The sequence below is a fragment of the Mesorhizobium sp. B283B1A genome, assembly GCF_020165735.1.
GTDB lineage: Bacteria > Pseudomonadota > Alphaproteobacteria > Rhizobiales > Rhizobiaceae > Mesorhizobium > Mesorhizobium opportunistum.
In genome coordinates, this window is record NZ_JAIUIQ010000006.1 from 206,797 (window position 1) to 233,593 (window position 26,797).

The 26,797-nt window shown below is 63.6% G+C and carries 20 protein-coding genes; 3 read left to right on the forward strand and 17 right to left on the reverse strand.

Annotation, left to right across the window (positions count from 1 at the left end; translation table 11 throughout):
- Position 1: 1 nt before the first annotated feature.
- The 7 genes from LB577_RS07330 to LB577_RS07360 form a co-directional block, all read right to left on the reverse strand.
- Positions 2-379, reverse strand: coding sequence for a DoxX family protein (locus LB577_RS07330; protein WP_224686175.1), 378 nt, complete (start codon positions 377-379; stop codon positions 2-4).
- Positions 380-449: 70 nt separating this feature from the next.
- Entirely contained in the window at positions 450-908 is a 459-nt protein-coding gene (locus tag LB577_RS07335; RefSeq protein ID WP_224686176.1) for a carboxymuconolactone decarboxylase family protein, read from the reverse strand.
- On the reverse strand, positions 905-1,441 hold the full coding sequence (locus LB577_RS07340) for an RrF2 family transcriptional regulator (protein WP_224686177.1): 537 nt from the start codon (positions 1,439-1,441) through the stop codon (positions 905-907). The genes LB577_RS07335 and LB577_RS07340 overlap by 4 nt, the downstream gene beginning before the upstream one ends.
- Before the next feature lie 458 nt (positions 1,442-1,899).
- On the reverse strand, positions 1,900-3,213 hold the full coding sequence (preA, locus tag LB577_RS07345; protein ID WP_224686178.1) for an NAD-dependent dihydropyrimidine dehydrogenase subunit PreA: 1,314 nt from the start codon (positions 3,211-3,213) through the stop codon (positions 1,900-1,902).
- A gap of 13 nt (positions 3,214-3,226) precedes the next feature.
- Positions 3,227-4,069, reverse strand: coding sequence for a class I SAM-dependent methyltransferase (locus LB577_RS07350; protein WP_224686179.1), 843 nt, complete (start codon positions 4,067-4,069; stop codon positions 3,227-3,229).
- Positions 4,070-4,074: 5 nt separating this feature from the next.
- On the reverse strand, positions 4,075-5,430 hold the full coding sequence (locus LB577_RS07355) for an NAD(P)-dependent oxidoreductase (RefSeq protein ID WP_224686180.1): 1,356 nt from the start codon (positions 5,428-5,430) through the stop codon (positions 4,075-4,077).
- 116 nt (positions 5,431-5,546) lie between these two features.
- Entirely contained in the window at positions 5,547-6,290 is a 744-nt protein-coding gene (locus LB577_RS07360) for a gamma-glutamylcyclotransferase (protein WP_224686181.1), read from the reverse strand.
- Positions 6,291-6,459: 169 nt separating this feature from the next.
- Between LB577_RS07360 and LB577_RS07365 the strand changes: the two genes are divergently transcribed.
- Positions 6,460-7,236: a VOC family protein gene (locus tag LB577_RS07365; RefSeq protein ID WP_023765193.1), complete on the forward strand. Its 777-nt coding sequence runs from the start codon at positions 6,460-6,462 to the stop codon at positions 7,234-7,236.
- 125 nt (positions 7,237-7,361) lie between these two features.
- Here the strand turns inward: LB577_RS07365 and LB577_RS07370 are convergent, their stop codons facing one another.
- On the reverse strand, positions 7,362-7,850 hold the full coding sequence (locus tag LB577_RS07370) for a hypothetical protein (protein WP_224686182.1): 489 nt from the start codon (positions 7,848-7,850) through the stop codon (positions 7,362-7,364).
- 199 nt (positions 7,851-8,049) lie between these two features.
- On the opposite strand from LB577_RS07370, the gene LB577_RS07375 reads away from it, so the two are divergent.
- The gene (locus tag LB577_RS07375; protein WP_023777983.1) at positions 8,050-8,442 is read left to right on the forward strand and encodes a DoxX family protein; all 393 of its coding nucleotides are present in this window, start codon (positions 8,050-8,052) and stop codon (positions 8,440-8,442) included.
- Between the two features lie 21 nt (positions 8,443-8,463).
- Here LB577_RS07375 and LB577_RS07380 read toward each other — a convergent pair whose 3' ends face one another.
- Positions 8,464-10,890, reverse strand: a complete 2,427-nt coding sequence (locus LB577_RS07380) for an FAD-dependent oxidoreductase (protein ID WP_224686183.1) — start codon at positions 10,888-10,890, stop codon at positions 8,464-8,466.
- A gap of 78 nt (positions 10,891-10,968) precedes the next feature.
- Positions 10,969-12,507: a trimethylamine methyltransferase family protein gene (locus LB577_RS07385; protein WP_224686184.1), complete on the reverse strand. Its 1,539-nt coding sequence runs from the start codon at positions 12,505-12,507 to the stop codon at positions 10,969-10,971.
- Between the two features lie 216 nt (positions 12,508-12,723).
- On the opposite strand from LB577_RS07385, the gene LB577_RS07390 reads away from it, so the two are divergent.
- Positions 12,724-13,314, forward strand: a complete 591-nt coding sequence (locus tag LB577_RS07390; protein WP_224686185.1) for a transglycosylase SLT domain-containing protein — start codon at positions 12,724-12,726, stop codon at positions 13,312-13,314.
- Between the two features lie 88 nt (positions 13,315-13,402).
- On the opposite strand, the gene LB577_RS07395 is transcribed toward LB577_RS07390, so the two are convergent.
- From LB577_RS07395 to LB577_RS07425, 7 genes are all read right to left on the reverse strand, one after another.
- Positions 13,403-13,840, reverse strand: a complete 438-nt coding sequence (locus LB577_RS07395; protein WP_023777979.1) for a TA system VapC family ribonuclease toxin — start codon at positions 13,838-13,840, stop codon at positions 13,403-13,405.
- On the reverse strand, positions 13,837-14,064 hold the full coding sequence (locus tag LB577_RS07400) for a CopG family transcriptional regulator (protein WP_224686186.1): 228 nt from the start codon (positions 14,062-14,064) through the stop codon (positions 13,837-13,839). Before LB577_RS07400 ends, LB577_RS07395 begins: the two co-directional genes overlap by 4 nt.
- A 154-nt stretch (positions 14,065-14,218) precedes the next feature.
- Positions 14,219-16,423 (reverse strand): ABC transporter ATP-binding protein, encoded by a 2,205-nt coding sequence (locus LB577_RS07405; RefSeq protein WP_224686187.1) that lies wholly within the window; start codon positions 16,421-16,423, stop codon positions 14,219-14,221.
- 50 nt (positions 16,424-16,473) lie between these two features.
- Positions 16,474-17,631, reverse strand: coding sequence for an ABC transporter permease (locus LB577_RS07410; protein WP_023765202.1), 1,158 nt, complete (start codon positions 17,629-17,631; stop codon positions 16,474-16,476).
- Positions 17,632-17,642: 11 nt separating this feature from the next.
- The gene (locus LB577_RS07415; RefSeq protein WP_013894591.1) at positions 17,643-18,677 is read right to left on the reverse strand and encodes an ABC transporter permease; all 1,035 of its coding nucleotides are present in this window, start codon (positions 18,675-18,677) and stop codon (positions 17,643-17,645) included.
- A gap of 149 nt (positions 18,678-18,826) precedes the next feature.
- Positions 18,827-20,485 carry an ABC transporter substrate-binding protein gene (locus LB577_RS07420; protein WP_023765203.1) on the reverse strand — a complete coding sequence of 553 codons (1,659 nt, stop codon included), beginning with the start codon at positions 20,483-20,485 and terminating at the stop codon, positions 18,827-18,829.
- Positions 20,486-20,738: 253 nt separating this feature from the next.
- On the reverse strand, positions 20,739-26,795 hold the full coding sequence (locus tag LB577_RS07425) for a translocation/assembly module TamB domain-containing protein (protein ID WP_224686188.1): 6,057 nt from the start codon (positions 26,793-26,795) through the stop codon (positions 20,739-20,741).
- Positions 26,796-26,797: the final 2 nt, after the last annotated feature.

Sequence of the window (26,797 nt, forward strand, 5' to 3'; positions counted from 1 at the left end):
TTCAGAGCGACTGCGCGATCAGCGTCAGAAAACCGCCGCCCAGCGCGACATTGCCGACGAAGCCGTTGATGCGCGCCGCGCGGTCCGGACCCTGGTGATCCCAGAAATCGTGGAACATCGGCGTGGCGGCGACCAGGAACAGCAAGAGCACCGCGCAGGCAAGCGCGGTCCACAGACCCGCCATCACCAGCGCGCCGGCGATGATCTGCAGGACGATGCCGGCCCACAGCGCCAACCGCGCCCGCGGCACACCGCGCGCGGCCATGAGCCCTGTGAGGAAGGCCGCGTTCTGGATGTTGCGCAGGCCGGCGAGGACAAAAGCGCCGCCGAGCAACAGGCGGCCGAGGAACAACAAGGTCGAAGGCAAATCGATCGGCATCAGACTCTCCCCTTTGAAAACAGTTGGAGCGCCGCCCTCTCGGACGGCGCTCCATTGCTAAACCGGACGGTCAGGCTGCTTTGGCAGCCGGCATCGGATGAATGGCATGGAACGGGATGCAAAGCCGGTTCCAGGTGTTGATCATGCCGATCGCAACCGACAGCTTGACCAGTTCCTCTTCCGAGAAATGCGCGAGCGTGCTCGCATAGAGTTCGTCCGAAACGCCATTGTTGGAGATCAGGGTCGTTGCCTCGGTCCAAGCCAAGGCGGCGCGTTCGCGCTCGGAAAACAGCGGCGATTCCTTCCAGGCCGCGACCAGATAGAGCCGCTGCTCGGTCTCGCCGTCGCGCCTCGCCTCGCGGCTGTGCATCTCGACGCAATAGGAGCAACCGTTGATCTGCGAGGCCCTGAGCTTGATCAGGTGCAGCAGGCTCACCTCGAGTCCACATTCGTCGACCGCCTTGTTGAGCGCCGACACCGCCTTCATGATCTCGGGCGCCTTGGCGAAAAATTGCAGCCTCTGTTTCATTGTCTTGTCCTTTCACGTGGTTGGGAATTGGGATCGGATTTCTGCGGCCGCTGGTGGCGCTCGACGAAGGCGCAACTCGCGGCGAGCGATCTCGGATCGCCTTCCGCCTGGTAAGTGGCCACGATGTCGGACAGCCTCGTTTCGGCGAGTGCTGCTCGATAGGCGCGCTCGGCCTTCAGCATCGCGGCGTTGATGCCGCAGGGCTTGACGTAGGCCGAGGCATCGAGCTTGACCGGGCCGTTGCGGCGGATCTCGCCACACCGAAACGCCGGCTCGCGTCCTTCGATGGCCAGCACGATGTCGAGCAGCGTGATGCGCTCGGCCAGCCGCGCCAGCCGGTAACCGCCCGCCGGGCCCGGCACCGATTCCAGGATGCGCGCCGCCGTCAACATGTTGAGATGCTTCAGGAGATAGCTCGGCGACAGCCCGAAGGACTCCGCGAGCGCTGCGCCCGGCATGGTGCTGTTGCCCTCGACGCTGGCCAGCGTGGCCGCGCAGTGGATGGCGGCTTCAACGCCCTCGCCCAGCTTCATGGTGCCGATCTCCTATTCATGGATACCTTATATCGTGGATAAAATTTATCTGCAATAGGGAAGTGCGAGTTTCATATCGTCACGAAGCTTCACAGGACTTGCGTTCCTCGCACCTTGCTTTGCACTACGGCATGCACACATTTCCGGGCAGCTGATCTTTCGCGATAGCGTGCTGAGCGGGTCGACCCCCACTCCGTCTCGGCTTCGCCGAGCCACTTCTCCCCCGATCGACGCGGTAGAGGAAAGGCGCCAGGCTTTTTGCCGTCAACGCTCGTCCGGAACCGCTCCCTTCCTTTCCCTCCGGAGGGGGGAAAGGTGGCGCTGCGAAGCAGCGACGGATTGGGGGAACCACGTGGCAACCCAAGCCTCCGGCCGATCAATCACGCCAGTCACAGAAGATGTGTGCATGACCTAGACGTCGATCGGGGCGAGAGACCCAAATTCTGCGAAGGCAGCCCCTACTCCGCCGCCACCTTGGCCATCGGATTGTTCGGGTGCGTGGTCCAGTTGGCGTAGACCGGCGACACCGGCTTGCCGGTGCGCTGGTCCAGAGCGCCGGCGGCCAACGGCTCCATGGTGATGCAACTGTCGACCGGGCAGACATTGACGCACAGATTGCAGCCGACGCACTCGGCCTCGATTACTTCAAAGTGCCTGACGCCGTCGACCATGCTGGTGATCGCCTGGTGCGAGGTGTCCTCGCAGGCGATGTGGCAGCGGCCGCATTTGATGCAGGCGTCCTGGTCGATACGCGCCTTGGCGACATAGTTGAGGTTGAGGTACTGCCAGTCGGTGACGTTGGGCGTGGCACGGCCGACGATGTCGTCGAGCGTGGCGTGGCCCTTCTCGTCCATCCAGTTTTCGAGACCGGCGATCATCTCCTGCACGATCTTGAAGCCGTAGGTCATCGCCGCCGTGCAGACCTGCACATTGCCGGCGCCGAGCGCCATGAATTCCGCCGCATCGCGCCAGGTGGTGATGCCGCCAATGCCGGAGATCGGCAGACCGCGCGTTTCGGTATCGCGCGCGATCTCGGCCACCATGTTCATGGCGATCGGCTTCACCGCCGGGCCGCAATAGCCGCCATGCGAACCCTTGCCGTCAATGGTCGGTTGCGGCGCGAAACTGTCGAGATCGACACCGGTGATCGAATTGATGGTGTTGATCAGCGACACCGCGTCGGTACCGCCGGCAAGTGCGGCCCTCGCCGGCTTGCGCACATCGGTGATGTTGGGCGTCAGCTTGGTGATGACCGGCATGCGCGTGTTCTGCTTGCACCAGCGCACAACCATTTCGATATATTCCGGCACCTGGCCGACGGCCGCGCCCATGCCGCGTTCCGACATGCCGTGCGGACAGCCGAAATTGAGCTCGATGCCGTCGGCTTCCGTCTCCTCGACCACCGGCAGGATCGCCTTCCAGCTCTCCTCGACGCAGGGCACCATCAGCGAGACGACGATGGCGCGGTCGGGCCAGTCCTTCTTGACCTGCTTGATCTCGCGCAGATTGACCTGCAGGTCGCGGTCGGTGATCAACTCGATGTTGTTGAGGCCGAGCAGGCGGCGGTCGGCACCCCAGATCGCGCCATAGCGCGGGCCGTTGACGTTGACGACAGGCGGCCCTTCCTCGCCCAGCGTCTTCCACACCACGCCGCCCCAGCCGGCCTTGAAGGCGCGGATGACATTGTAGGCCTTGTCGGTCGGCGGCGCCGAGGCCAGCCAGAACGGATTGGGCGATTTGATGCCGACGAAATTGTTGCGGATGTCAGCCATGACAAGGTCCCTTTCAACCGAGACGAAGGTGCATTTCCACGGGTGCAAGAATGCCACCTTCAAGCGCGGCGGTGATATTGGCGATCTTGGTGCGGGCATCCCCGCCCATGATCAGGCCAACACCAGGCGGCGGCTTTGTGCCGTCGGCCTGAGCGGCAGCCATCCGTGCGCGCATCGTGGCAAAGAATTCGACGGCAAAGGCGCCGCGTGGCCGTTCCGACGTCACCGAGAAGCCCGCGGTGGTGGCGGCCGATCGATAGTCGTCGGGCGTGGCGACAAAGGACATGGTTTCGTCCGATGCCCATGGCAGCGGAAACGTCAGTGCGCCGGGCTTGAGCCGCATCACATCGTAGACGGCAAAGACACCACCCGGCCGCAACACACGTGCGGCCTCGCTCATCAGCTTCGCCTTGTCGGGAAGGTTCATGCCGACATGCAGGATCATTGCCGCGTCGAAACTGGCATTGCCGAACGGCATGTCCAGTGCGCTGCCCTGGACGAAATGCGTCCTGTCCGCCATTCCCGTGCGCTTCGACAGGCCGGTCGCGACGTCGACATAGCTCTGCGTCAAGTCGATGCCGGTGACATCGGCGTCGGCACTGTTGGCGACAAAGCGGGCCGGACCGCCTATACCCGATCCGATGTCAAGAAGCCTGCCAGCCGGCTTCAAACCCATCTGATCGACGAGTTCCCTGGTGGCTGCCACGCCACCGATGTGAAATTCATCGATCGCTTCGAGATCGCTGACGCTCAGATGGGCGACGTCCACGCCCATATCGGCGAGCGCGGCAAGGATGCGCTGCTCCAGGCCAGATATCTCGTAGTGACGGGCGATGCCCGGTTCCACTGTGGCCATGACCCCTATCCCTGCGTCAGGTTCCTGTTGATGCTCTCCGCCGCATCGCGGCCTTGCGCCACGGCCGAGACGGTCAGGTCGTCGCCGCCAAAAATGCAGTCGCCGCCTGCCCAGACCTTGGCCAGCGAGGTCCGCCCTTCCGCATCGACCTTGATGCGGCCGGCTTCGAGCTCGATCGATGCGCCGCTGCCGTTGAGAGCGGTCGGGACAAAGCTCTGGCCGATCGCCTTGAATACCTGGTCGGCAACGAGCGTCAGCGTCTCGCCGGTGCCGGCAAGCTTGTCGCCGTTCATGGCGGTGTATTCGAGTTCGATGGCACTGACCTTGCCGCCATTGGCAACCACCCGCTTCGGCTGCAGCCAGTGGCGGATGGTGACGCCGTTGGCGGCGGCCAGATCCTGCTCGAACTCGGAGGCGTTCATATGCTCCTGGCCGCGCCGGTAGCAGATCGTCACCTCCTCGGCGCCGAGCAGCTTCGACTGTACGGCGGCATCGATCGCCGTCATGCCGCCGCCGATGACGACCACGCGCCGGCCGACCGGCAGGCTCGAGAGGTCGCTGGCCTGGCGCAGTTCGGAGATGAATTCCACCGCATTGGTGACGCCGTCGGCGTCCTCGCCATCGGCGCGTAGCGCATTGACGCCGCCCAACCCCATGCCGAGGAACACGGCGTCGTAGTTGCGGATCAGGTCGGAGAGCTGATAGTCGCGGCCGAGCGCCTTGCCGTTCTGGATGTCGATGCCGCCGATCGAAGTGACATAGTCGACTTCGGCCTGGGCGAAATTGTCGACACTCTTGTAGGCGGCGATGCCGTATTCGTTGAGGCCGCCGGCCTTCGGTCGTGCCTCCAGGATGGTCACGTCATGGCCGTGACGGGCGAGCCGGTGCGCGGCGGCGAGGCCGGCAGGCCCGGCGCCGACCACGGCAATCGTCTTGCCCGTCGGCGTGGGGCGCGGATAGAACTGCTTGTTCTCGGCCATCGCGACATCGGTGGCGTAGCGCTGCAGGCGGCCGATCTGCACCGGTTTGCCCTCCGCCACCTCGCGCACGCAGACCTCTTCGCACAGCGTCTCGGTCGGGCAGACGCGGGCGCACATGCCGCCCAAAATGTTCTGGTCGAAGATGGTCTTGGCCGAGCCTATCGGATTGCCGGTCGAGATCTGGCGGATGAACAGCGGGATGTCGATCGAGGTCGGACACGCGTTCATGCACGGCGCGTCGTAGCAGAAATAGCAGCGATCGGATTCGACCAGCGCCTCGTGGTGATCGAGCGGTGGATGCAGGTCGGAAAAATTGTCCGCATACTGGTCGGCCTGAAGCCGGCCGCCGGCAATACCCTCTTTGAACTGGCCTTCTGGCATCGTCAGTTCCCCATATTTTCGTTTTGGGGAAGGCTAGCACGTTTTATTTTTTTATCAATTGGTCAATTTTCGGCGCAAGACGCTGAAAAGACTGAGTAATAATATGATTTTTTTACTCATGTTATGACTTTGAGCAATTGCTCTTGCGGGATGGCCGAGTGAACTGGATCGAGGGCCCGAGCATGGATGGTCCGGATCTCGTCAGCGACCAGTTCCTGCAATCGCCACAGATTGCGATCATGAATGCCGAACGCTTCGAGATGGCTGACGGTATTGTAGAGATATTCGGCGCCCGAGCCGATATGCCCGCAGGCCCTGGCCAGCACGCTTGCCACCCTGTCCAGCGGCTGGCTCAGCGACGTACCCCTGCCCTTCACGCCGACCCAGAAGCCGAGCGCCCGCAGCGCACCTTGCACCGTATGCACGGGCAGCCATCGGACCGTGTCGATGCTCTCGTGGTCGCTGATTTCGCGCCGCAGCAGCCTTTCGATCTGCGCTGGTTTTTCGCCCTCCGGCAGACGGTAGATCACGCCGTTGCAGCGTCCACCCCGTTCGAGCGCCATCATCAATCCCGGTTGCGCGGCGCTGCCGCGCCAACGCACCATGTCGAGACAGAACGAGCGGTGCCAGCCATAGGCCGTGGCGAGCCGTTGTTCGACGGATTCGAATTCCGGTTTCCAGATCAGCGACCCATAGGCGAACACCCACAGTGGTCCCTCGTCGGCTTCGTCGGAGAGCCGCAAGGCAAGGGTCCGGAAGTCACCGTCGTTCATCTCGGTCCAGCTCGGATCGGGGCCCGGATCGGCCTCTTCCCGATGGCACAGCGCGACAAGCTCGGGCGTAAGCGACATAAGGCGCATGGACGACACCCCCTCATCACCGCACAGAAATCGAAAACCGCCGGATGCGCAACCGGGGAACGCCTGGCATCTATAGACATTGTTGTTCGGGCGGGTGTCGGATTTCCGTCGTGAAGATCGTCCTAGGATGGATCGGACGACGATCGACCCAAAGGTGAGGAGACCCGAAATGCCCAAATCCCCGATGCCCTTCTTCTGGTACGAGTTGATGACATCAGACCTCGATGCGGCCGAGGCATTCTATACCAACGTTGTCGGCTGGACGGCGCAGCCCTTCGACGCGGCTCCCGGCATGCCGCGCTACATCGTCATGAATGTCGGTGAGCGTGGCGTCGGCGGCCTGATGACGCTGCCCGAGGATGCGGCCAAGATGGGCATGCCGCCGGCTTGGCTCGGCTATATCCATACAAAGGATGTCGACGCCTCCACGGCATCGCTGGAGAAAGCCGGCGGCTCCGTTCATCGCCAGCCCGCCGACATTCCAGGCGTCGGCCGCTTTGCCGTCGTTGCCGACCCGCAGGGCGCGACCTTCATGTTCCTGCAGCCGAACGGCCCCGACCAGCCTGTCGTGCCGGCCAGCACGCCGGGCCATATCGGCTGGCACGAGCTCTACACCAGCGACTGGAAGGCCGCGTTCGATTTCTATTCCGACCAGTTCGGCTGGGCCAATGCCGGCGACTTCGACATGGGTCCGATGGGCACCTATCAGACCTTTACGGCCGGCCCCGAATCCGGCGGCGGTATCATGAACAAGCCGCAGCAGATCCCGGTGCCGGTCTGGCAGTTCTATTTCAACGTCACCGGCATCGACGCGGCGGCCAAACGCGTCACAGATAATGGCGGCAAGATCCTGATGGGGCCGATGGAGGTCCCCGGCGGCAGCTGGATCGTGCAATGCCAGGATCCGCAAGGCGCGCATTTCGCGCTGATGGCGCCGGTGCGGTAAGCGCTGCATACGGAAACTTGCCAACTTCTGAAGGCTAGCACCCCCTTGTTACCCCCTCTGTCCTGCAGGACAGAGGGGGCACTGTCCCGCAGACTCCTGCTATTGTTGAACGACCTTTCGTAAGGTCACTCCGGCGTCAGCACTGCAACCTTCAACTCAGCCTTTTTCGCTCCGCTGAACTGCACGGTGGCCGGACCGGGCGTAAGCTTGAAGCGCACGCTCTTGCGGATGGTGGGGCAGGTTTTCACGCCACTGTAGCCAGCCGACTTGATGGCGTGGCCGTCCTGAATGACATCGACCCAGGCCTCGCCCGACAGGCTTATCTGTATGACCCCGTCCGGCGGCACCTCCACGCTGGCGACAGCGCCGAACGTGCCTTGTGCCGGGGCACGTTCGGGCGGCAGCGTAAAGCCGGCCTTCTCGACTGGCACCAGCCCCAGGTCAGCCGCGGCGCCGACTGCCAGGGCCGCCCCTGAGGGTGTCGCTGGTGGCGCGGCAAACAGTGCCTGTTCCCGCGTCACCGGCCATTTGAAGGCCTCGCAGCCGGCGTCCTCGGCCATGGCGAAGCTGGTTCCTGCAAGGAGAGCGAAGAGGCCGACGACGACTTTTTTCATGGCAAAGGGAACCCTCATTTTTAGACTGTTCACGCTAATACAACCATGGCGATAGGAATGCAACCCTTGCGGGAACAATATGAAGGATCAAACTGGGGAACATTACCAGTCACCCATTGTTGATGGCGTGCCATGGGAAGTGAATGGTTCATCGCCGGCTGATAATCTATGGCCAAGCGGACTGAAAAATGGAGTCATCATGAAGCTTTTCGAAAGCCTCTCCAGATACCAGCCGCAGGCGCTCGGCGTGTTGCGCATCATGACCGCCCTGCAGTTCATCGAGCATGGCAGCCAGAAACTGTTCAACTTCCCAGTCAGCGCCGATCCCCACGCCCTTTCCGGGCTGTCCACGACCGCCGCCATCCTCGAATTCGCCGGCGGCATCCTGCTGGCACTCGGCCTGTTCACTCGGCCCGTTGCCTTCCTCCTGGCCGGCGAGATGGCGATCGCCTATTTCATGGCGCACATGCCGCGCGATTTCTTCCCGGTCAACAACGGCGGCGATGCGGCGATCTCCTTCTGCTTCATCTTCCTTTATCTGTTCTTTGCCGGCCCCGGCGCGTTCGCGTTGGACAATCGCCGAAACGCTTGATGCGCGACAAGGGGGTGGATTTCACCCCCGCATCCGCTCGAAATTCGCATCGAACAGCGGCGTGGCCTGCATGCGCGCAGCGTGGCGCTTGCCCAACAGCTCGATCTCGAAGCCGTCACTCTCCTCGGCGATCTCCTTCGGCACATAGCCGATGGCGACCGACTTTTTCGAGTGATGCGCATAGCCGCCCGACGTCACCCAGCCGCGCACGGCACCGCCGAACCAGATCGGCTCGTCGCCGATGACGTCGGCGTCGTCGGCATCGACGACGAAGGCGCGCAGCCGCAACTTGCCGCCTTGCTTGCGCTCGGCCAGCGCCGCCGCCTTGCCGATGAAGTCCGCCTCCTTGCCGTAGGCGACGAAGCGGTCGAGCCCGGCTTCCAGCGGTCCGTAGATCGGCCGGTATTCGCGCCCCCATGAGCCGTAATTCTTCTCCAGCCGCAGGGCGTTCAGCGCCCGCGAGCCGAACAGGCCGATATCGAATTCCTCGCCGGCCGCCATCAACGCGTTGAATGCGGCACGCTGGTATTCCGGCGCCACCCAGATCTCGTAGCCGAGATCGCCGGTGTAGCTGACGCGACCGACCAGGCACGGCGCCATGCCGATATCCATTTTTGCGACGGCCATGAACGGAAACGCCGTGTTGGACACGTCGGCGCGGCTGACCTTGGCCAGCACATCCCTCGCCTTCGGCCCGGCAATCGCAAGGCCGGTGAGTTTCGCTCCCTGCGCCTCGATGCGAACCGAACCATTCCCGGGCAGATGCGCCTCGAACCATCGCATGTGATACTGCTCGGCAATGCCGGAACCGGCAAGGAACCAGCCATCGCCGCCCAGATTGGCCAGCGTGAAATCGCCGATCACCCTGCCGTCTTGCTTCAGCATCGGCGCCAGCGTCATGCGGCCGGGTTTGGGCAGTTTGCAGGCAAGCATGCGGTCGAGCCATGCGGCCGCCCCCTCGCCGGTCACCGTGTATTTGGCGAAGCTCGAAATCTCCGACAGGCCAACGCCGTCACGAACCGCAGCGACCTCGCCGGCAACATGGGTAAAATCGCTGGAACGCCGCCAGGAGAACTCGTCCTTGACGCCTTCAGGCGCATACCACAGCGGCACCTCCAGCCCGTAGGCAACGCCAAACTGCGCGCCCTTGGCCGACAGAAGGTCGTAGACCGGCGTCGTCTTCAGCGGCCGCCCGGCCGGCAGTTCCTCATTGGGGAAGCGGATCGAGAAGCGCCTGGAATAGTTTTCGCGCACCTTGGCGTTGGTGTAGGCCATCGTCGCCCAGTCGCCGTAGCGCGCGACATCCATCGCCCAGATGTCGGCGCCGGGATCGCCCTCGATCATCCAGTTCGACAGCGCCAGGCCGACACCACCGCCCTGTGAGAAGCCGGCCATGACACCGCAGGCGACCCAGAAGCCGGGCAGGCCGCGCACCGGCCCGACCAGCGGGTTGCCGTCCGGCGCGAAGGTGAAGGGGCCGTTGATGATCTGCTTGATACCGGTGTTCTGGAAGGCCGGGAAATGCCGGAAGCCGACTTCCAGCGACGGCGCGATGCGATCGATATCCGGTTCCAGCAGTTCGTGGCCGAAGTTCCACGGCGTCTGGTATTCGGACCACGGCTTGTTGGCCTTCTCGTAGGTGCCCATCAGCATGCCGCCGCGCTCCTGGCGCAGATAGAGCTCGCCGTCGAAATCCACTGCATGGATGATTTCGGTGCCGGTTTTCTGGTTCCATGCGGCGACCTCCGGCATGTCCTCGGTGATCAGGTACATGTGCTCCATGGCCAGCACCGGCAGCTCCAGCCCGACCATGCGGCCGACCTCGCGCGCCCACAGGCCACCGGCATTGACCACATGCTCGGTCACCACCTCGCCCTTGTTGGTGATGACGCGCCACATCCCGTCGGGCCGCCGCACGATGTCCTCGACTTTGGTGAAGCGCTCGACCTCGGCGCCCAGCTTGCGCGCCGCCTTGGCATAGGCGTGGGTGACGCCCGAGGGGTCGAGGTGGCCATCCTCCTTGTTGCGGACGGCGCCGACGAACTGCTTGGGGTCGAGCAGCGGCATCAGGTCGGCCGCCTCGTTCGGCGAGATTTCCTCGAGATCGATGCCGAGATAGCGGCCCTTGGCAACGACGCCGCGCAGCCAGTCGAGCCGCGCCTCGGTCGCCGCCAGAAGCACACCGCCGGTCAGGTGCACGCCGGTCGCCTGGCCGGAAAGCTCCTCGATCTCCTTGTAGAGGTTGATCGTGTATTTCTGCAGCTTGGCGACGTTGGGATCGCCATTGATGGTGTGCATGCCGCCCGCCGCATGCCAGGTCGAGCCCGAAGTCAGTTCGTCGCGCTCAAGCAGCACCACATCGGTCCAGCCGTGGCGGGCAAGATGGAACAACACCGAGCAGCCGACGACGCCACCGCCAATGACCACGACCTTTGCATGCGATTTCATGGGTTTTCTCGTAATTTCAATAGATTGAAGAGACAAAGTGAATCGAAAAGGCAGCGCCGCGCGCCGATGTTGACAAAATCACGGCTCGCCCTGCCCGATCGCTTCCTTGCGCCTGGCCACATAGGCCTCCAGCGCCTCGCGCACGGCGATATCCATCGCCGGCTCGACATAATCTTCCAGCGCCTTCTTCCACAGCCGCGTCGCACGCGCGGTGGCGTCGAGCCCGCCGGCCTCCTGCCAGGCTTCGAAATTCTGCCAGTTGGATAGCATCGGCTGGTAGAAGGCCGTCGCATAGCGCTCCAGCGTATGCGGCTCGCCGAAGAAATGGCCGCCGGTCGGCACCGCGCCCAGCGCCTCGATGGCAAGCTCGGCCTCGTCGACCACGATCGGGCGCAGGAACTCCATCATGTGCTGGATCATCTCGACGTCGATGATGAACTTTTCGAACGACGCCGTCAGCCCGCCCTCCTGCCAGCCGGCGGCGTGGTAGACGAGATTGCCGTGGCCGAGCACCGCGCCCCATAGCGCCATCAGCGTCTCGTAGGCGCCCTGCGCGTCGGCGGCGTTGGAGGCCGAGCCCGGGGTTGTGCGGTAGGGCAGCCCATAGCGCCGCGCCAACTGTCCCGAGGCGATGTTGGCCTTGGTGTTCTCCGGCGTGCCGAAGGCCGGCGCACCCGACTTCATGTCGACATTGGAGGTGAAGGCGCCATACATGACCGGTGCGCCGGGACGCACGAGCTGCGTCAGGACGACACCGAACAGCGCCTCGGCATTCTGCTGCGCCAGCGCGCCGGCCAGCGTCACCGGGCTCATCGCCCCCATCAACGTGAACGGCGTCACCGCCACCGACTGGCCGAACTCGGCCATCGTCATCAGCCCCTCGGCCATCATCTCGTCGAAGCGCCGCGGCGAATTGACCGAGATGATGGTGGCGATGCCCGGGTCGTCAGCCATCTGGTCCAGCGTCAGCCCGCGCGCGATTGCCATCATCTCGATGCCGTCCAGCGCCCTGCCCCGGCCGATCGCCGAGACATGGAAACTCTTGTCGGTCAGGGTCAGGTTTGTGAAATAAGTGTCGAGATGACGCGAATTCGCCGGCAGCTCGACCGGCGCGCAGACCTGGTTGCCGAGCATGTGGACACAGTTGAAATGCTGCGCCAGCCGTGTGAGATCCGCATAGTCGCGAAGATTGCCCGCCCGGCGGCCACGCTCCATGTCATGCACATTGGGCGGCCCCGCGACGAGTGTGAAATTGATGGTATTGCCGCCGAGATGGATGGTGTTGGCCGGGTTGCGCGGTGTCAGTTCGTAGTTGGACCGCGTCGTCTTCAGCGCTTCGTCGACCATGCCGCGATCGATGCGGACATTGGCCGAGGCGTGGTCGACCCTGGCGCCGGCTTTCTCGAAAAGCGCCAGCGCCCGCGGGCTCATCACCTCGATGCCGAAATTTTCCAGTATATGCATCGAGGCTTGGTGGATCGCCTCGATCTGGTCTGGAGACAGCAAGGCCATCGGCGGATAGGGATTGGCGACGCGCCTGAGCGGCAGCTGTGGAATGGGCGCCGGCCCCCGGTTGCTAGTGCGCTCGGCGCCGCGTTTGCGTCTTGGTTCGTTCATGCCGGCATCAAAGCCTCGGCAAACCGGCCAAGCTGTCAGAAATACGCCGTTTGCGGGCGTGATTTTAGCCAAGGCGGCATTCCTGCAATAGGGATTTAGAAAAAGCGACAGAACAAGTCGGATTTTCAATATGGCATTTTCTGAAGCGCACGCGCCGACGAGCGGTTAACACGGGCAGCAAGATTCCCTTTATGATTTCGGCTTATTGGTCTGCCGATGCGTAGGTCGAGTTTTAGTAAAATTGTAGCGATTGGCGTGCTGCTGGCGCTTTCGGCCTGCGCGACGGCGCCCAGCCGCATCAACAATGTCTGCGCCGTCTTCGACCAGAATGACGGGTGGTTCGACAATTGGCAGTCGGCGGCCGAGCGCACGCAGCAGAAATACGGCGTACCCGTGCCCGTGCTGATGGCGACGGTGCGCAAGGAATCCGGCTTCAAGAGCAACGCCCGGCCACCACGCACCAAGCTGCTCGGCTTCATCCCGTGGAAGCACGTCTCGTCCGCCACCGGCTTCTCGCAGGCGCTGGACGGCACCTGGTCGCAATATCAGAGCGAGACCGGCAACTGGGCGGCACGGCGGACGAAATTCGCCGACGCCGTCGATTTCGTCGGCTGGTACCATTCCAAGACCGCCGACACGTTCGGCGTCGCTCGCAACGACACCTACAATCTCTATCTCGCCTATTATCTCGGCTGGACGGCCTATGGCCGCGGCAACCGTGGCGATGCCGGCGTCCAGGGCTATGCCCGGGCAACCGAGAAAATGGCCCGCGATTACGCCGTTCAGTTGCAGCAATGCGGCAATTGACTTTGCCGGGGCATTTCACGGCCAAGTGAAATCAGCTGCCGCTACGGAAAAGCGAGATTGCCCTGGGGTCGCGATAGACCTCAGCGATTCATTCGCTCGGGATCAGATGGAGGATCGGCTTTCCTCCCCTTACCGCCGCCGTCGACAGCTTTCGGTCAAACGTCGCCAATTTGCCGCCGCGCGCCTTGGCGAGCCCCAGCAAATAACTATCCGTTACTTGCGCCGAGGTTAGGATCCTGGCTGCATCAATGTCGCTGGAACCGACGAGACTGATGTCATCCGACCAGAACTGGTGTCCTGAAAGGGCATGCAACTTGCCGACAATCTGCGCAACGACAGCGGGCGAACCAGGAGAATTGGGATATTTCGGGTTGCTCAAAATCCTGATGACACCATTTTCGGTAATGGGACATGTAGCCCATGACAAATGCCCTGTGGATTGGAACCACCGATGGGCATCTTCATGCGCGACATGAGCCGGATCGATCAAGGCAATCAAGACATTGACGTCGAACAGGAAGGTCACGGCAGTTCGTCGCGAAGCGCATTGACCATTTCGAGATCGACTATCGGGCCGTCGGACCGCGACGAAAGTAAGGGGATACCGTTGCGTTCGCCGCCAGCCTGCGGCCTGCGCAGCGAGTGGCGAGCCAGATCGGAAATGACCTCGCCAATGCTGCGATCCTGCTGCCGCGCTATGGCCTTGGCTGCAAGGAGGACATCGTCATCGATTGCAAGCGTCGTTCTCACAATACGTCTCCTTGCCGCGCATCAAACATCACGCATCACATAAGGCAGTGGACGGAGATATTCAAGGGAACGTCGCCTGTCGTCCCTTGACACATATGAGATATGACGAAGCTGCGGAGCAATGCACCAGCAAGCGATATTGCCCCTGTGCTGGTCAGCTCGGCTTCTTGCCGCGCGGACGCTTCGGCGGCGTGCCGGCAAATCCAGGACCCTCGCCATGCGGCGCGTCGTCCGGCACGCCTTCGTGGGCGGCATGTTCCTTGTCGAACTTGATCACCGGCTCCATCGTCGCCAGCACATCGTCGGAAAGCCAGCACAGGCTCATATGGCCGTCGCCCAAATTCTTGACCGGCGGCACCTTGGTTTCGCACAGATTGTCCGGCACCAGCTTCTTGTAGCCGCAGCGTGTCTGGAACGGGCAGCCGGATGGCGGGTTCATCGCCGACGGGATGTCGCCTTCGAGCACGATGTGCTTCTTGATCACGCTTGTGTCGGCGATCGGGATCGCCGACAGCAGCGCCTCGGTATAGGGGTGATAGGGCGGCGCGAAGATCTGGTCGGTCGTGCCTTGCTCGACGATATAGCCCAGATACATGACGACGACGCGGTCGGCGATGTAGCGCACCACGGAAAGATCGTGGCTGATGAACAGCATCGTGGTCTTGTTCTTGCGCTGGATGTCCATCAGGAGTTCGGTCACCGCCGCCTGCACCGACACGTCGAGCGCCGACACCGGCTCGTCCGCCACCACCACCTTGGCGTCGCCGGCAAAGGCACGCGCCACGCCGATGCGCTGCTTCTGGCCGCCCGAAAGCTGGCGCGGCTTGCGCGTCTCGAAGGCACGCGGCAGCTTCACCAGATCGAGCAGTTCCAGCATGCGCTTGCGCCGGTCGGCGACCGTCTTGCCGACATTGAATTTCTCGAGCGTGCGGATGATCTGCGAACCGACCGAATGGCTGGGGTTCAGTGTATCGAATGGGTTCTGGAACACCATCTGGATCGAGGACACGGTGTCGACGCTGCGGCTCTCGATGCCGGTCGACTGGATTTCCTTGTTGCCCAGCGTCACGCTGCCGGAACTCGCCGTCTCCAGCCCGAGCAGCACCTTGGCCAGCGTCGACTTTCCGCAGCCGGACTCGCCGACGATGGCGACGGTCTCGGACTCGCGCGCCATGAACGAGATCGTCTCGTTGGCCTTGACGACACGGCCCTCGCTCGAGCCGAACACCTCGCTGCCGCCGACCTTGTAGTATTTCCGGAGATCCTCGATCTTGAGCACCGGCGCGCCGGGCACGACGCGCTCGTTGACCTTCTTGGCGCCGGGCGGCAGGGCTTCCCAGTCGATCTCGTTGAAGCGCACGCAGCGCGAGAAATGGCCTTCGTGGCCCGCGACCTCGACCATCGGGATTTCGGCCGCGTTGCAGACGCCCTCGACGAAATGGTGGCAGCGCGGGCCGAAATTGCAGCCCTTCGGCCGCTCATGCGGTAGCGGCAATTGTCCCGGGATCGAGATCAGCGGCCGCGAATTCTTGTCCGCGCCCGGCAGCGGGATCGAGCGGAACAGCCCTTGCGTATAGGGATGGCGCATCCGGTCGAACACGTCCTTGATCTTGCCGGTCTCCACCGCCTCGCCCGAATACATCACCGTGATGCGGTCGCAGGTTTCAAGGATCAGGCCAAGATTGTGCGACACGAAGATCATCGAGGTGCCGAACTTCTCGCCCAGCCCCTTGACCAGATCGACGATGCCCGCTTCCACCGTCACGTCGAGCGCCGTGGTCGGCTCGTCGAGCAAAAGCAGCGCCGGCTTCGACAGCAGCGCCATGGCGATGACGATGCGCTGCTGCTGGCCGCCCGAGAGCTGGTGCGGATAGGAACGCATCATGCGCTCGGGATCGGGAAGCTTGACCGAGCGCACCATTTCCAGCGCGCGCTTATAGGCCTCTTCCTTCGACACCTTGTCGTGGATCAGCGGCACTTCCATCAGCTGCTGGCCGACCTTCATCGCCGGATTGAGGCTCGCCATCGGCTCCTGGTAGATCATGGCGATCTTGTTGCCGCGGATGGCGCGCAGCTCCTCGTCGGAGAGCTCGCCCATGTCCTTGCCCTGGAACTTGATCTTGCCGCCGACGATCTTCCCGATGTTGGAAAGGTCGCGCATGATGCCGAGCGACACGGTCGACTTGCCGCAGCCGGATTCACCGACGATGCCCATCGCCTCTCCCGGCATGACCGTGCAGGAAAAATCCATGACGGCCGGTATCTCGCCCTTGCGGGTGAAGAAGGAGATCGACAGGTTCTCGATCTCGATGATCGGCCCGTTGGTCGGATTAGCCGGATTTCGAACTGCCTCGTTCATGGGTCGCTCCAATCCTAGTTCTTAGCCAAGTGGGATCTGGGATCCCACCGTCAATCCTTCATCGATTGCTCGCGCAGGGAATCGGCGAGCAGGTTGAGCCCCAGCACGAAGCTCATCAGCGCGATCGTCGGCGGCAGCGCCGGGTGGATAAAGGAGCGCAGCAGCCGGCTGGCATCCTTGATCGCCGTGCCCCAGTCCGGGCTCTCGGGTGCAAGACCGAGGCCAAAATACCCCAGCGTGCCGAGCAGGATCGTGGTGTAGCCGATGCGCAGGCAGGCATCGACGATCAGTGGTCCGCGCGCATTGGGCAGGATTTCCCACAGCATGATGTACCAGGGCGATTCACCGCGCGTCTGCGCCGCCGCCACATAGTCGCGCGTCTTGATGTCCATCACCAGGCCGCGCACGATGCGGAACACGCCGGGACTGGAGGCGAACACCACAGCCACGAAGATGTTGAGCTGGTTGGGATCGATATGGACGATCTTCAGCGGATCCCGGTCGAAGACAAGGCCGAGATAGATCCAGCCGCCTATGATGAGCGTCAGCCCGAGCAGGATGTAGATCCGGTCCGGCCGGTTCTTGTAACGTGTCCAGAACAGCACGCTGAAGAAGATGATCGGAAACAGGAAGAAGACGCCGGCCAGCGCATAGGGGATCGGCGTGTCCATGATACCCGGCGTCACCAGCAGGTAGAACAGCAGGATCACCGGGAAAGCCAGCACGAGGTTGGCCAGGAACGACAGGATGGAATCGATCTTGCCGCCGTAATAGCCGGCCGGCAGCCCGAGCGTGATGCCGACCATCAGCGCGAACCCGGTCGCCGCGGGTGCGATGATCAGGACGATCTGGCTGCCATAGACCATGCGCGAGAACACGTCGCGCGCCAGCTTGTCGCCGCCGAACAGATAGACGAGACCTGACTGCGGTTCGATGGCGCCGGGCAAAGTGTCCTTCATGATCGGGATTTGGCCGAGCGGATCGAAAGGCGAGATGGTCGAGGCGAAGATCGCCGTGAACAGCCAGAACAAGCAGATGAAGACACCCGCGATGCCGACGCCGCTATCGAACAGCTGGCCGTAAAGGGCCAGCTTCTTCTTGTAGAGGAAGCTCGCCCCCATGACGATGACGAGCGCGACCCAGACCGGCCAGAAGCGCCAGAGCACTTCGAGGATGATGGTGGAGGCGCCGATATATTGAGCTTGCATGCGCCTTCTCCCTACTGAACCCGGATGCGCGGATTGAGGAACGCGTAGCCGACATCGGAAATGAGCTGCGTGATCAGGACGATGAACACCGAGACCAGCGAACAGCCGAGCAAAAGATCGATGTCGTTGTTGCCGGCGGCCTCGACCAGCGTGTAGCCGAAGCCCTGGTAGCGGAACATCACCTCGACGATGACGACGCCGGTGAGCAGCCAGGGAAACTGCAGCATGATGACGGTGAAGGGCGCGATCAGTGCGTTGCGCAGCGCATGCTTGACCACCACGTTGCCGAACGACAGGCCCTTGAGCCGGGCGGTGCGGATATATTGCTGCGTCATCACCTCGACCATGGAGGCGCGCGTCATGCGCGCGATGTAGCCGATGCCGTAGATCGCCAACGTGATCACCGGCAGCGTGAAATTATAGAAGGTGATGCCCTGGCTCGCCGATGCCGCCGAACCGTTCAGCCAGCCGAGCCACGAGGCGAAGATGACGGTGAAGATGACGCCCGACACATATTCAGGCGTTGCCGTCGAGGCGATCGAGGCGACCGAAAGCACCCGATCGGTGCGCGAACCCTCGCGCATGCCGGCGAGAATCCCGATCAGCAGCGAGACCGGCACCATCACGACCAGCACCCAGAACATCAGGATGCCGGTGGCCCCGAGCGCCGGAAACAGCTTGGCCGCGACCGTGGTCTTGAATTTGGTCGAACAGCCGAAATCGCCCTCGATCACGCCCGAGAATGTCGGCACGGCCGGGTCGTTGCAGAAGGAGAAACGCTGCGTCGTCTTGCCGGTCGCCGGGTCCGTGATCGGCTGCTTGGGCAGCACGCCCAGCCACTGGCCGTAGCGGACGAAGAAGTTCTGGCGATAACCGTGATTGACCAGCCAGCTTTCGAGTTGCTCGGCCGATGTGTGCATTTCGGTCTGGCTGATCGCCAGCTTCTTCAGATTGGGTTCGAGATTGACGAGGAAGAAGACGACCAGCGTCAGGCACAGCATCGTGAGCAGAATCGTACCGACGCGTCTGATTATGAATGAGAACATTGTGCCCCCCTGCCGGCCGGGTTGGGGTCAGATATGGTCAACCCTGTTTCGAAAACCTTGCAACGTCACGCCGCCGCTGCACGAATGCAACGGCGGCGATCCCGCGAATGCGAGGGGCGGTGCGCCCTTCGCATTCGTCAAGCTGTGGGTCACGCCTGATCGAGCCAGACCTTGCCGAAATCGTGCTCGTAGGTGGGGTGCATCGAGTGGTTCTTCACCTCGGGCTTGATGTTGATGTAGAGTTTGCGCCAGTAAGGCTGGATGATGATGCCGGATTCCTGCAGCATCGTCTCGATTTCCTTCATCACCACCTTGCGCTTCTCCGCATCGGCGATCCCGAGCGCCTCGTTGACCTTCTTGTCGAAGTCCGGATTGGCATAGGCCGTCTCGTTCCAGGCTTCGCCCGAGCGGTAGGCGATGGCGATGACCTGGATGCCAAGCGGACGCATGTTCCAGTTGGTTTCCGAGAACGGATACTTCGTCCAGTCGTTCCAGAAGGTCGAGCTCGGCAGCACGGTGCGCTTCACCTTGATGCCGGCCTCGCGCAGCTGGGCCGCGATCGCGTCCGTGGTGTTCTTGTGGTAGTCCTCGTCGTTGCTGATCAGCTCGTGCTCGAAATCGATCACGCCGGCTTCGGTCAGCATCTGCTTGGCCTTGGCCATGTCGCGCGGGATCTTGGGCAGCTCGACGTATTCCGGATGGATCGGTGCGACATGGTGGTTTTCCGCCGGCGTGCCGGCATTGCCGTAGCCGAGCTGGAGCACCACCGAATTGTCGACGGCCAGGCACATCGCCTGGCGCACCTTCTGGTCGCCGTACGGCTTGGCATTGACGTTGAAGCGCGAGACCACGGTCGCCGCCGTCACCACTTCCGAAGCCGGCGCGCCGACGTCCGAGATAATCTTGACGTAGTCGGCGGTCGTCTCATGGTTGGTCTGCACTTCGCCCGACTCGAACGCCGAAACCGTAGCAGCCGGATCCGTGCCATAGTCGATGAACTCGACGCCATCGAGGAAGGCCTCGCCCTGCCACCACTTGCCGGTCGTGCGGCGCTTGTAGACGACCTTCTGGCCGACATCGTAGGAAACGAGTTCGAACGGGCCGGTGCCGATCGGGCAGTTCTTGAAGTTCGCGCCCTTTTCGTCGAAGGTCTTGTGCACGATGAGGCCGGGATAATCGCACAGGTTCGGGATGATGGCGATATCGGGCTTGGTCAGCTTGAGCTTGACCGTCATGTCGTCGACCTTGACGACCGAACCTTCGCGCAGCTTCTTGGTCGTGTCGTCGACGAGACTGCCAAGGCGTCCCGGCATCGAGTTGCCTTCCGCCGACTTGTCGGCCCAGCGGGTGAAGTTGTAGATCACGTCGTCGGCGGTGAACTTGTCGCCGTTGTTCCACTCGACACCAGGCCGCACATGCAGCGTGTATTCGGTGGCGTCGTCATTGATATCCCAGCTCGCCAGCAGATATGGCGCGAAGGTGTATTCCTTCGTGTATTTCACCAGCGGCTCGAGCGCCTGGCGTTCCGCGTTGGAAATCTCAGACCAGTCGGCGGTGCGCGGATCCTTGGGATCCTTGACCGACATGGCGACTTTCAGCACGCCGCCCTTCTTGCCCTGCACGTCCTCGGCCCTTGCCGGGGTCGGAGCGGCAAGGCCGAGCAGGCCGTAAGCCATGGCCGTCGACGCGCCGAAGACGCTGGCAAGCGCCAGGAATTCGCGGCGATCCACCGTTCCTGCCTTGGCTTCTTTGGCCATGGCCAGGATGTGATCCGGAACGCTGTCGCCATTACTCTTATAGATTGTCATGACTAACTCCCATTGTTGGCTTTCCGCCGATTAACATTCCGCATCCAGGCCATGATGTCAAAGACGGCTTGGATTGGGAACATGTTAGCGAATGTGCAACTTTGAAAAGAGAGCGGTACGCGCGATAGCGACAGTCTTGACGCAAAATTGCTAGTGCGCCCAGATTCCGCCAAAATCTCTGCGGGCGATTAGACTGAGACATTTGCATCGCTTCCGACAGCGCCAGTCCTGGCCACGGTGAAGGGCCAGACCCTCAGTATTCCTTCTCGTAGAAGATGCCGCCCTTGGCTTCGCCGGCGTCCGTCGCCTCGCCGCGCAATTTGACGCCGCGCCCGACATTGAGGTCGATGGTCGCCTTGCCCGAACCCGGCTTGTCGCCCTTCTGGATCGTCACATAGGTGCGGTCGTTCAGGTACTTGCCGGCGGAGACAGCGGTACCGCCCTTGTCGTCGGTGGTGACGTCGAGATCGTCGACGCCAATGGCGCTGCGCAGGTTTTCAAGCAATGACGTCGAGCCGCCGACGCCGGCCAGTTGCCCCGCCGCTTCAGCCAGCTGCGCGATCTGCAGCGGCGACAGGTTCGACATCGAGCGACCGAAGATCAGTTGCGCCAGCACCTCGTCCTCGGGCAGCGCCGGCACCGAGGAGAAGGTGAATTTCGGATTGGTTGCCTCGCCCGACACCACGATGGTGACGGTCGCGCCGGTCGTGGTCGTTGTCGCGGTCAGGTTGAGATAGGGCACCAGCGAGCCGGAAAAGCCGACCGTGCCTTCGGTGAAGGTCAGCCGTTTGCCGAGGATCGAAAGCCGCCCGCGCTGCAGGGTGAAGGTGCCGATCGCTTGCGGCGACGAGGCCGGGCCGGTGAGCTTGAGCGAGCCGCCGAGTTCGGCATCGACGCCCCTGCCCTGGATGAAGATCTGGTTCGGCGCGTTGACGGTGACGTCCAGCGCGAGGCCGCTGCCGCCGCTCTTGCCGCTGGTCGTCGCCGGCCGCAGCGCCTTGTCCTGCGCCCGCACCGTGCCGGGCGCGTTCTTGTGCTTGACGTCGAGCGCCGAGAGTGAGCCCGGCAATTTGTCGGGAACCGTGATGACGGTCTTGGCGAGGTTGACGGTGCCGGCAATGGCCGGAGCGGAAACGAGCGGCCCCTTGATCGTCAGGTCGCCGCCCAGATTGGCGGTCACCACGCGCCCGTCCGTGTAGCGGCCGTCGGTGAGTTTGATCGACAGGTCGGCCGGGAAGCCCTGCGCCGGATTGATGCCGACCGTGCCGCTGGCCGAAAGGCTGCCACGCGTCGACAGCGATCCGGTCAGCCGGTTGATCCTGGCGACGCCGCCGCCGATCGAGACGTCGGCCGCGATATCGTTGACGGCAAGGCCCGAGCGCGCATCGACCAGCCGCGCGCCGGAGGTGCTGACGCTGCCGCCGATGACAGGCGACGTCGCCGGGCCGCGCACCTGGACTTTGACATTGGCCGTTCCGGTCAGCGACAGGCCTTGCGCTGCAAGCTTCTGGCTGAGGATGCCGAACGGCACGCTGCCATTGAAATCGAGCGCCAGCGCCGGCGTGCCCGCCGTCGTCACCGTGCCGCCACCCTTGAGGCCAAGCCCGGCGCCGTCGCTGACATTGGCATTGAAGGTCAGCTTGTTGCCGGCAAAGGTGCCGGACGAGGAAACGCTCACCGCACCAACACCCGCGCCGCGGGTCTGCGACGTCTGCACGCCGGCCGCGTCGATGTTGAAGGCGACAGCCGGGCTGGCTGGGGCACCGGTCACCTTGACCGTGCCCGAAATCGACCCGGCGGCATCGAGCCCGGGCGAGAAACTGTTGGCGAGCGACATCGGCACCCGCGCCAGCGCCGCGTTGATGTCGAGCGCCTGCCCAACCTTGCCGGTCACCGTTGCCGTGCCGCCGCCGAGGTTGAGCACCAGCCGGTCCAGCGTCGTCGTGCCATTGGCGATACTGACCGTCGAGGCCTGGGCGATGGCCGCCTTGATGCCCTGGACGGTCGCCTGGCCCGAAGCGAGTTCGATGGTCGTCGTGCCATTCGCCACTTTCACCCGGCCGGCGGCCTTGGCCGGAATGCCCTTCACCGTGGCGCCGCCGGAAAAGCCGGTCCAGTCGCCGTCGCGCTTCAAATCGACATCGATGCCGCTGATGACGGTGCCGCCCGAGGTGACGGTGTCAGCGCGAATCTTGCCCGAGATCACCGGAGCGGCGAGATAGTTGGCGATCAGCGCATCGATGGAAACGGCTTTCGCCTGGAGATCGCCGCGCGTGATCGAGGCGGTCGTCGCCTTGACGGCGACCTGGGGCGCTGCGCCGTTCTTCGAGAAGGCGATTGTGCCCCGCACATCGCCTTCCGCCTTTTCCAGCGCCAGCGCGGCGAGCGAGCCGATATCGGGCAGGTCGAGCGTGATAGTGCCTTCAGGGACGAACTTGTCGTCCAGCGCCAGGTCGCCGGAAATCTTGTTCTTGCCCAGCGACAGGAGCAGGCCGTTGATGGCGCTCTTGCCGTCCGCGGTCGCCAGCACCGCACTGCCTTGCAGGGCCTGACCCGCGACATTGCCGGTCAACTGCACGTTCGCCGCCGGATTGGCGGCATCCGCCTTGCCGGTGGCCGTGAGCCTCAGCCCGGTGATCTCGCGCGCCGCCACCGACAGCCTGTCGCTATCGACGGTCAGCGACAGGTCGGGTGCGGTGGCCGGCCCCTGGGCGCTCAGCCCGAAGGCGATGGCGCCCCTGGCATCCTTCGACAGCAGCGAGATATCGCTCAGCGCGCCCTTGATGTCGGCCGCCACCTTGTTGTCGGCAAGGCTCGCCTGCCCGCCGGCGGTGAGCGCGCCAGAGGTCAGCTTCAACGCATCGATGTTTATGCTGCCGTTGGGGTCGCGTTTCAGCGTGGCGCTGATTTGCGCACGTTCGCCAAGCATGCCGCGCGCCGCAGCGGGCAAGGCCGATGACGGGGCATCCGCATTCAGCTTGAGGTCGATGGCGCCGTCACGCAGCGATACCTGGCCGGCGACCTGGCTGTTGAGTGCATCGCTCTTGAGCGAACCGCTGTCGATGGCGACGGCATCCGATGTCAGCCGGGCACTGAGGGCGGCCGTGATCTTGCCGGCGATCAGCGGTGCGATTGTGGGATTGTCGAGCCCGACCTTGTCCACCGACACCGTGCCGGAAACCGGTCCGGCGCGGTTCTTGAGATCGAAACCGTCCGAGTGCAGCGCCAGCACAAGACTGTCCACCTTCGCCGGGCTGGTGGCGATCGAAGGGACGATCGCGGACACGTCGAGGCGGGCTTTCGTGCTTTCCCCCGCCACTTTCGCCGACAAGGACCGGACCTCGATCCTGACCGGGCTTTCGGTGCTGCCGACCGTCAGCGGCAGGCTGGGGCCGGATGAAGTGAGATCAAGCGCAAAATCGCTGGCGCCGTTCGGATTGATGGTGCCGGAGGCCGTGCCGGAAATCTTGTCGCCGGAAAGCGTGGCATGATCGAGGGCGACGCCGCCGGCCATGGTGTAGGCGCCCGCTGCATCGACAGCGAGCGGTCCGAGCCCGGCCTGGCGGGTCTGGCTGGTCTCGACGCCGGTAAGCTGCGCGTCGAAGTGGACCTCTGGAGCAGCCGGCGTTCCGGTCACCTGCGCTGTACCGCCGAGCGTACCCACGGTATCGAGCCCGGGCGCAAAATCATTGGCAAGGGCGGCCGGCAGCGCGGAGAATTGCGTTGTGAGATCGAGCGTCTGGCCGGCGCTGCCCGACAGCGTCACCGAGCCGCCACCGATATCGAGCGCCAGCCTTTCGATGCTGGCCGTGCCATTGGCGATGGTCAGCGCAGAGGCCTGGGCGATCGCCGCCTTGATGCCGCGCACCGTGGCCTCGCCCGAGGCGACCTCGACGGTCGTCGTGCCCTGGGCGATCTTGACCCGTCCTGCCGCGGTCGCCGGGATGCCCGCTATCGTCGCGCCGCCAGTGAAATTGGTCCAGTCGGCGTCGCGCTTCAGGTCGACGCCGATACCGCTGATTTCGGTGGTTCCCGAAGTCACCGCGTCGGCCTTGATCGTACCCGAGATCGCCGGCGCCTTGAGATAGTTGGCGACCAGCGCGTTGACGGTGATCGCCTTGGCCGTCACCTCGCCTCGCGCGATCGACGTGCTCTTCGCGTCGATCGCCACGGACGGCACGTCGCCCGCCTTGGCGAAGTCGATGGTGCCGTTGATGTCGCCGGTCACCGCCTGGCCGGCGAGTGCCGCCAGTTGGTCGATTGCCGGCGCGGCGAGCGTCAGTGTGCCCAAGGGCATGAACTTGTCATCGAGCGCCAGGTCGCCCGAGACCTTGTTGTCGCCCAGCGAAACCAGGAAGCCGTTGATCGAACGCTTGCCCTCGCTCGTCATCAGTGACGCCTTGACGTCGAGCGGCTGGTCGTTGACGGCACCGGTCAGCGAGATATCGGCGGAGGGGTTTGCTATGTCGGCCTTGCCGCTCGCCGTCAGCTTGATCGTCTTCACCGTGCGGCCGGAGGCGGTCAGGCTGTCGCTGTCGGCGGAGACGGTGAAATCCGGCGCTGTCAGGGCGCCACTTGCCGACAGCGCGAAACCAACGCCGCCAGCGACCGGAACGCCGACCGTCGGCGACAGCACCGAAACGTCGCCCAGTTTGCCCTTTATATCGGCCTGGATGTCGGTGCCTTGCATGCTGGCGGTACCGCTGGCGCTGAGCGAACCGGACGTGAGCGAGATCGAATTGGCGGCGAACGCCCCTTGCGGATCGCGCGTCGCGGCGGCCGAGAACTTCACGCGTCCGCCGAGCACCGAGGCGATCTGAGGCGGGAAGGCTGTCGCCACCGCATCGGCATTCATCTTGAGCTGCATCGACAGATCGGCGAGCGCCACCGTGGCCGTCAGCGACGCGTTGACCGCATCGGAGCGCAATGTGCCCTGATCGATGGCAATGGCGTCCTTGCTGACCGACCCGGCCAGGTCGACATTGACCTTCCCGGTGATCAACGGTGCCAGGGTCGCGACGTCGGTTTTCAAGCCGCCCGCCTCCAGCCTGACCGTGACCGGCCCGGCGCGGTTCTGGATGTCGAAACCGTCGGAATGTACCTGCGCCGCCAGATCGTCCAGCCGCGTGCCGCCGACGACGATCGAAACGAAGGAGGCGCCGATGTCGACGATCGGCGCCTTGCCGTCGCCAAACGCCCTGGCGGTGGCATTCTTGATCGCCAGTGTAATCGGTTGCGCCTTGCTGCCGACGCTGACCACCACGGGCGGCCCCTTGGCGGCGAGTTCGACCGCGAGATCGCTGGCCCCGGCGGGATCGACGATGCCGGTCGCGGTGCCGTGCACGGCGTCGCTCTCGATATTGGCCCGGTCGACACTGAGACCGCCGGCCGAAGTGGCGGTGCCCGCCACGTCGAAGCTGGTCTTGCCGGCAAACAGCGGCTTCAGGTTTTCCGGCAGGAAGGAAGCGAAGTCACCGTCACCCTTGGCTTCGAGGTGGTGGCCCTTGTCGGTCAGCTGATGGCGGCCGGTGAGTTGGGTGACGATCTGATGATCGACGAGGAAGGTGCCGACACCGCTCCAGTTGGCCAGCGGCCCCGTGCCCGAAACGACGATATCGACCGGCGGCGCATCCGGCAGGTTGAGCAGGTTGGCGATGATGCCGCCGGCCGGCTCCGATGCCTTGAGGTCGAGGTCGAGCTTGTTGTCGGCCGGAGCGAAATGGACTTTGGCATCGACATTGCCTTGCTTGCCGTCATGGCGGGTGACGTTGAGCACCGTGTCGACCGCCAGCGGCGCGGCATCGGCCTTGACCGACCCCTTGGCCGCAAGCTCGGCGATGCCGCTGCCGGCCAGTTGCTCGCCGAGCGCGATTTCCGGCAGGTCGATCTGCTTGATGTCGATGGACACCGGCAGCGTCGTCGTGCCGCTCGGCGCCGGCTGTTGTTGCGTGCCGGCCACCGGCAGGCGCGCCAGTTCGATGCGCTCGGCCGCGATGCGCTCGGCACTGAAGTTTTTCGACAACAGCGCCGTCGGCGACCAGTCGACGGCCACCTTGCGCGCGACCAGCCAGGCGCCATTGCGGTCTTCCAGCACGACATGGTCGACGCTGAGGTCGCCCGACCAGATGCCGTCGATGCCGCTGACGGTGACCTTGCGCTCGTCGCTCGAGGCGAGCCGCGAAATGATGCCGGCGAGATTGTCCCGGCCGCGCTCGGTCTTGGTCAGCACGACAAGCGCACCGATTGCGCCCGCAACCACGATCAGCAGCGTGTAGAGGACAATGCGAAGGATACGCCAGACCGTCTTCATGT

Coding starts and splice junctions, on each gene's coding strand:
- LB577_RS07330 (WP_224686175.1), bottom strand. CDS start 379: ATGCCGATCGATTTGCCTTCGACCTTGTTGTTCCTCGGCCGCCTGTTG.
- LB577_RS07335 (WP_224686176.1), bottom strand. CDS start 908: ATGAAACAGAGGCTGCAATTTTTCGCCAAGGCGCCCGAGATCATGAAG.
- LB577_RS07340 (WP_224686177.1), bottom strand. CDS start 1,441: ATGAAGCTGGGCGAGGGCGTTGAAGCCGCCATCCACTGCGCGGCCACG.
- preA (WP_224686178.1), bottom strand. CDS start 3,213: ATGGCTGACATCCGCAACAATTTCGTCGGCATCAAATCGCCCAATCCG.
- LB577_RS07350 (WP_224686179.1), bottom strand. CDS start 4,069: ATGGCCACAGTGGAACCGGGCATCGCCCGTCACTACGAGATATCTGGC.
- LB577_RS07355 (WP_224686180.1), bottom strand. CDS start 5,430: ATGCCAGAAGGCCAGTTCAAAGAGGGTATTGCCGGCGGCCGGCTTCAG.
- LB577_RS07360 (WP_224686181.1), bottom strand. CDS start 6,290: ATGCGCCTTATGTCGCTTACGCCCGAGCTTGTCGCGCTGTGCCATCGG.
- LB577_RS07365 (WP_023765193.1), top strand. CDS start 6,460: ATGCCCAAATCCCCGATGCCCTTCTTCTGGTACGAGTTGATGACATCA.
- LB577_RS07370 (WP_224686182.1), bottom strand. CDS start 7,850: ATGAAAAAAGTCGTCGTCGGCCTCTTCGCTCTCCTTGCAGGAACCAGC.
- LB577_RS07375 (WP_023777983.1), top strand. CDS start 8,050: ATGAAGCTTTTCGAAAGCCTCTCCAGATACCAGCCGCAGGCGCTCGGC.
- LB577_RS07380 (WP_224686183.1), bottom strand. CDS start 10,890: ATGAAATCGCATGCAAAGGTCGTGGTCATTGGCGGTGGCGTCGTCGGC.
- LB577_RS07385 (WP_224686184.1), bottom strand. CDS start 12,507: ATGAACGAACCAAGACGCAAACGCGGCGCCGAGCGCACTAGCAACCGG.
- LB577_RS07390 (WP_224686185.1), top strand. CDS start 12,724: ATGCGTAGGTCGAGTTTTAGTAAAATTGTAGCGATTGGCGTGCTGCTG.
- LB577_RS07405 (WP_224686187.1), bottom strand. CDS start 16,423: ATGAACGAGGCAGTTCGAAATCCGGCTAATCCGACCAACGGGCCGATC.
- LB577_RS07410 (WP_023765202.1), bottom strand. CDS start 17,631: ATGCAAGCTCAATATATCGGCGCCTCCACCATCATCCTCGAAGTGCTC.
- LB577_RS07415 (WP_013894591.1), bottom strand. CDS start 18,677: ATGTTCTCATTCATAATCAGACGCGTCGGTACGATTCTGCTCACGATG.
- LB577_RS07420 (WP_023765203.1), bottom strand. CDS start 20,485: ATGACAATCTATAAGAGTAATGGCGACAGCGTTCCGGATCACATCCTG.
- LB577_RS07425 (WP_224686188.1), bottom strand. CDS start 26,795: ATGAAGACGGTCTGGCGTATCCTTCGCATTGTCCTCTACACGCTGCTG.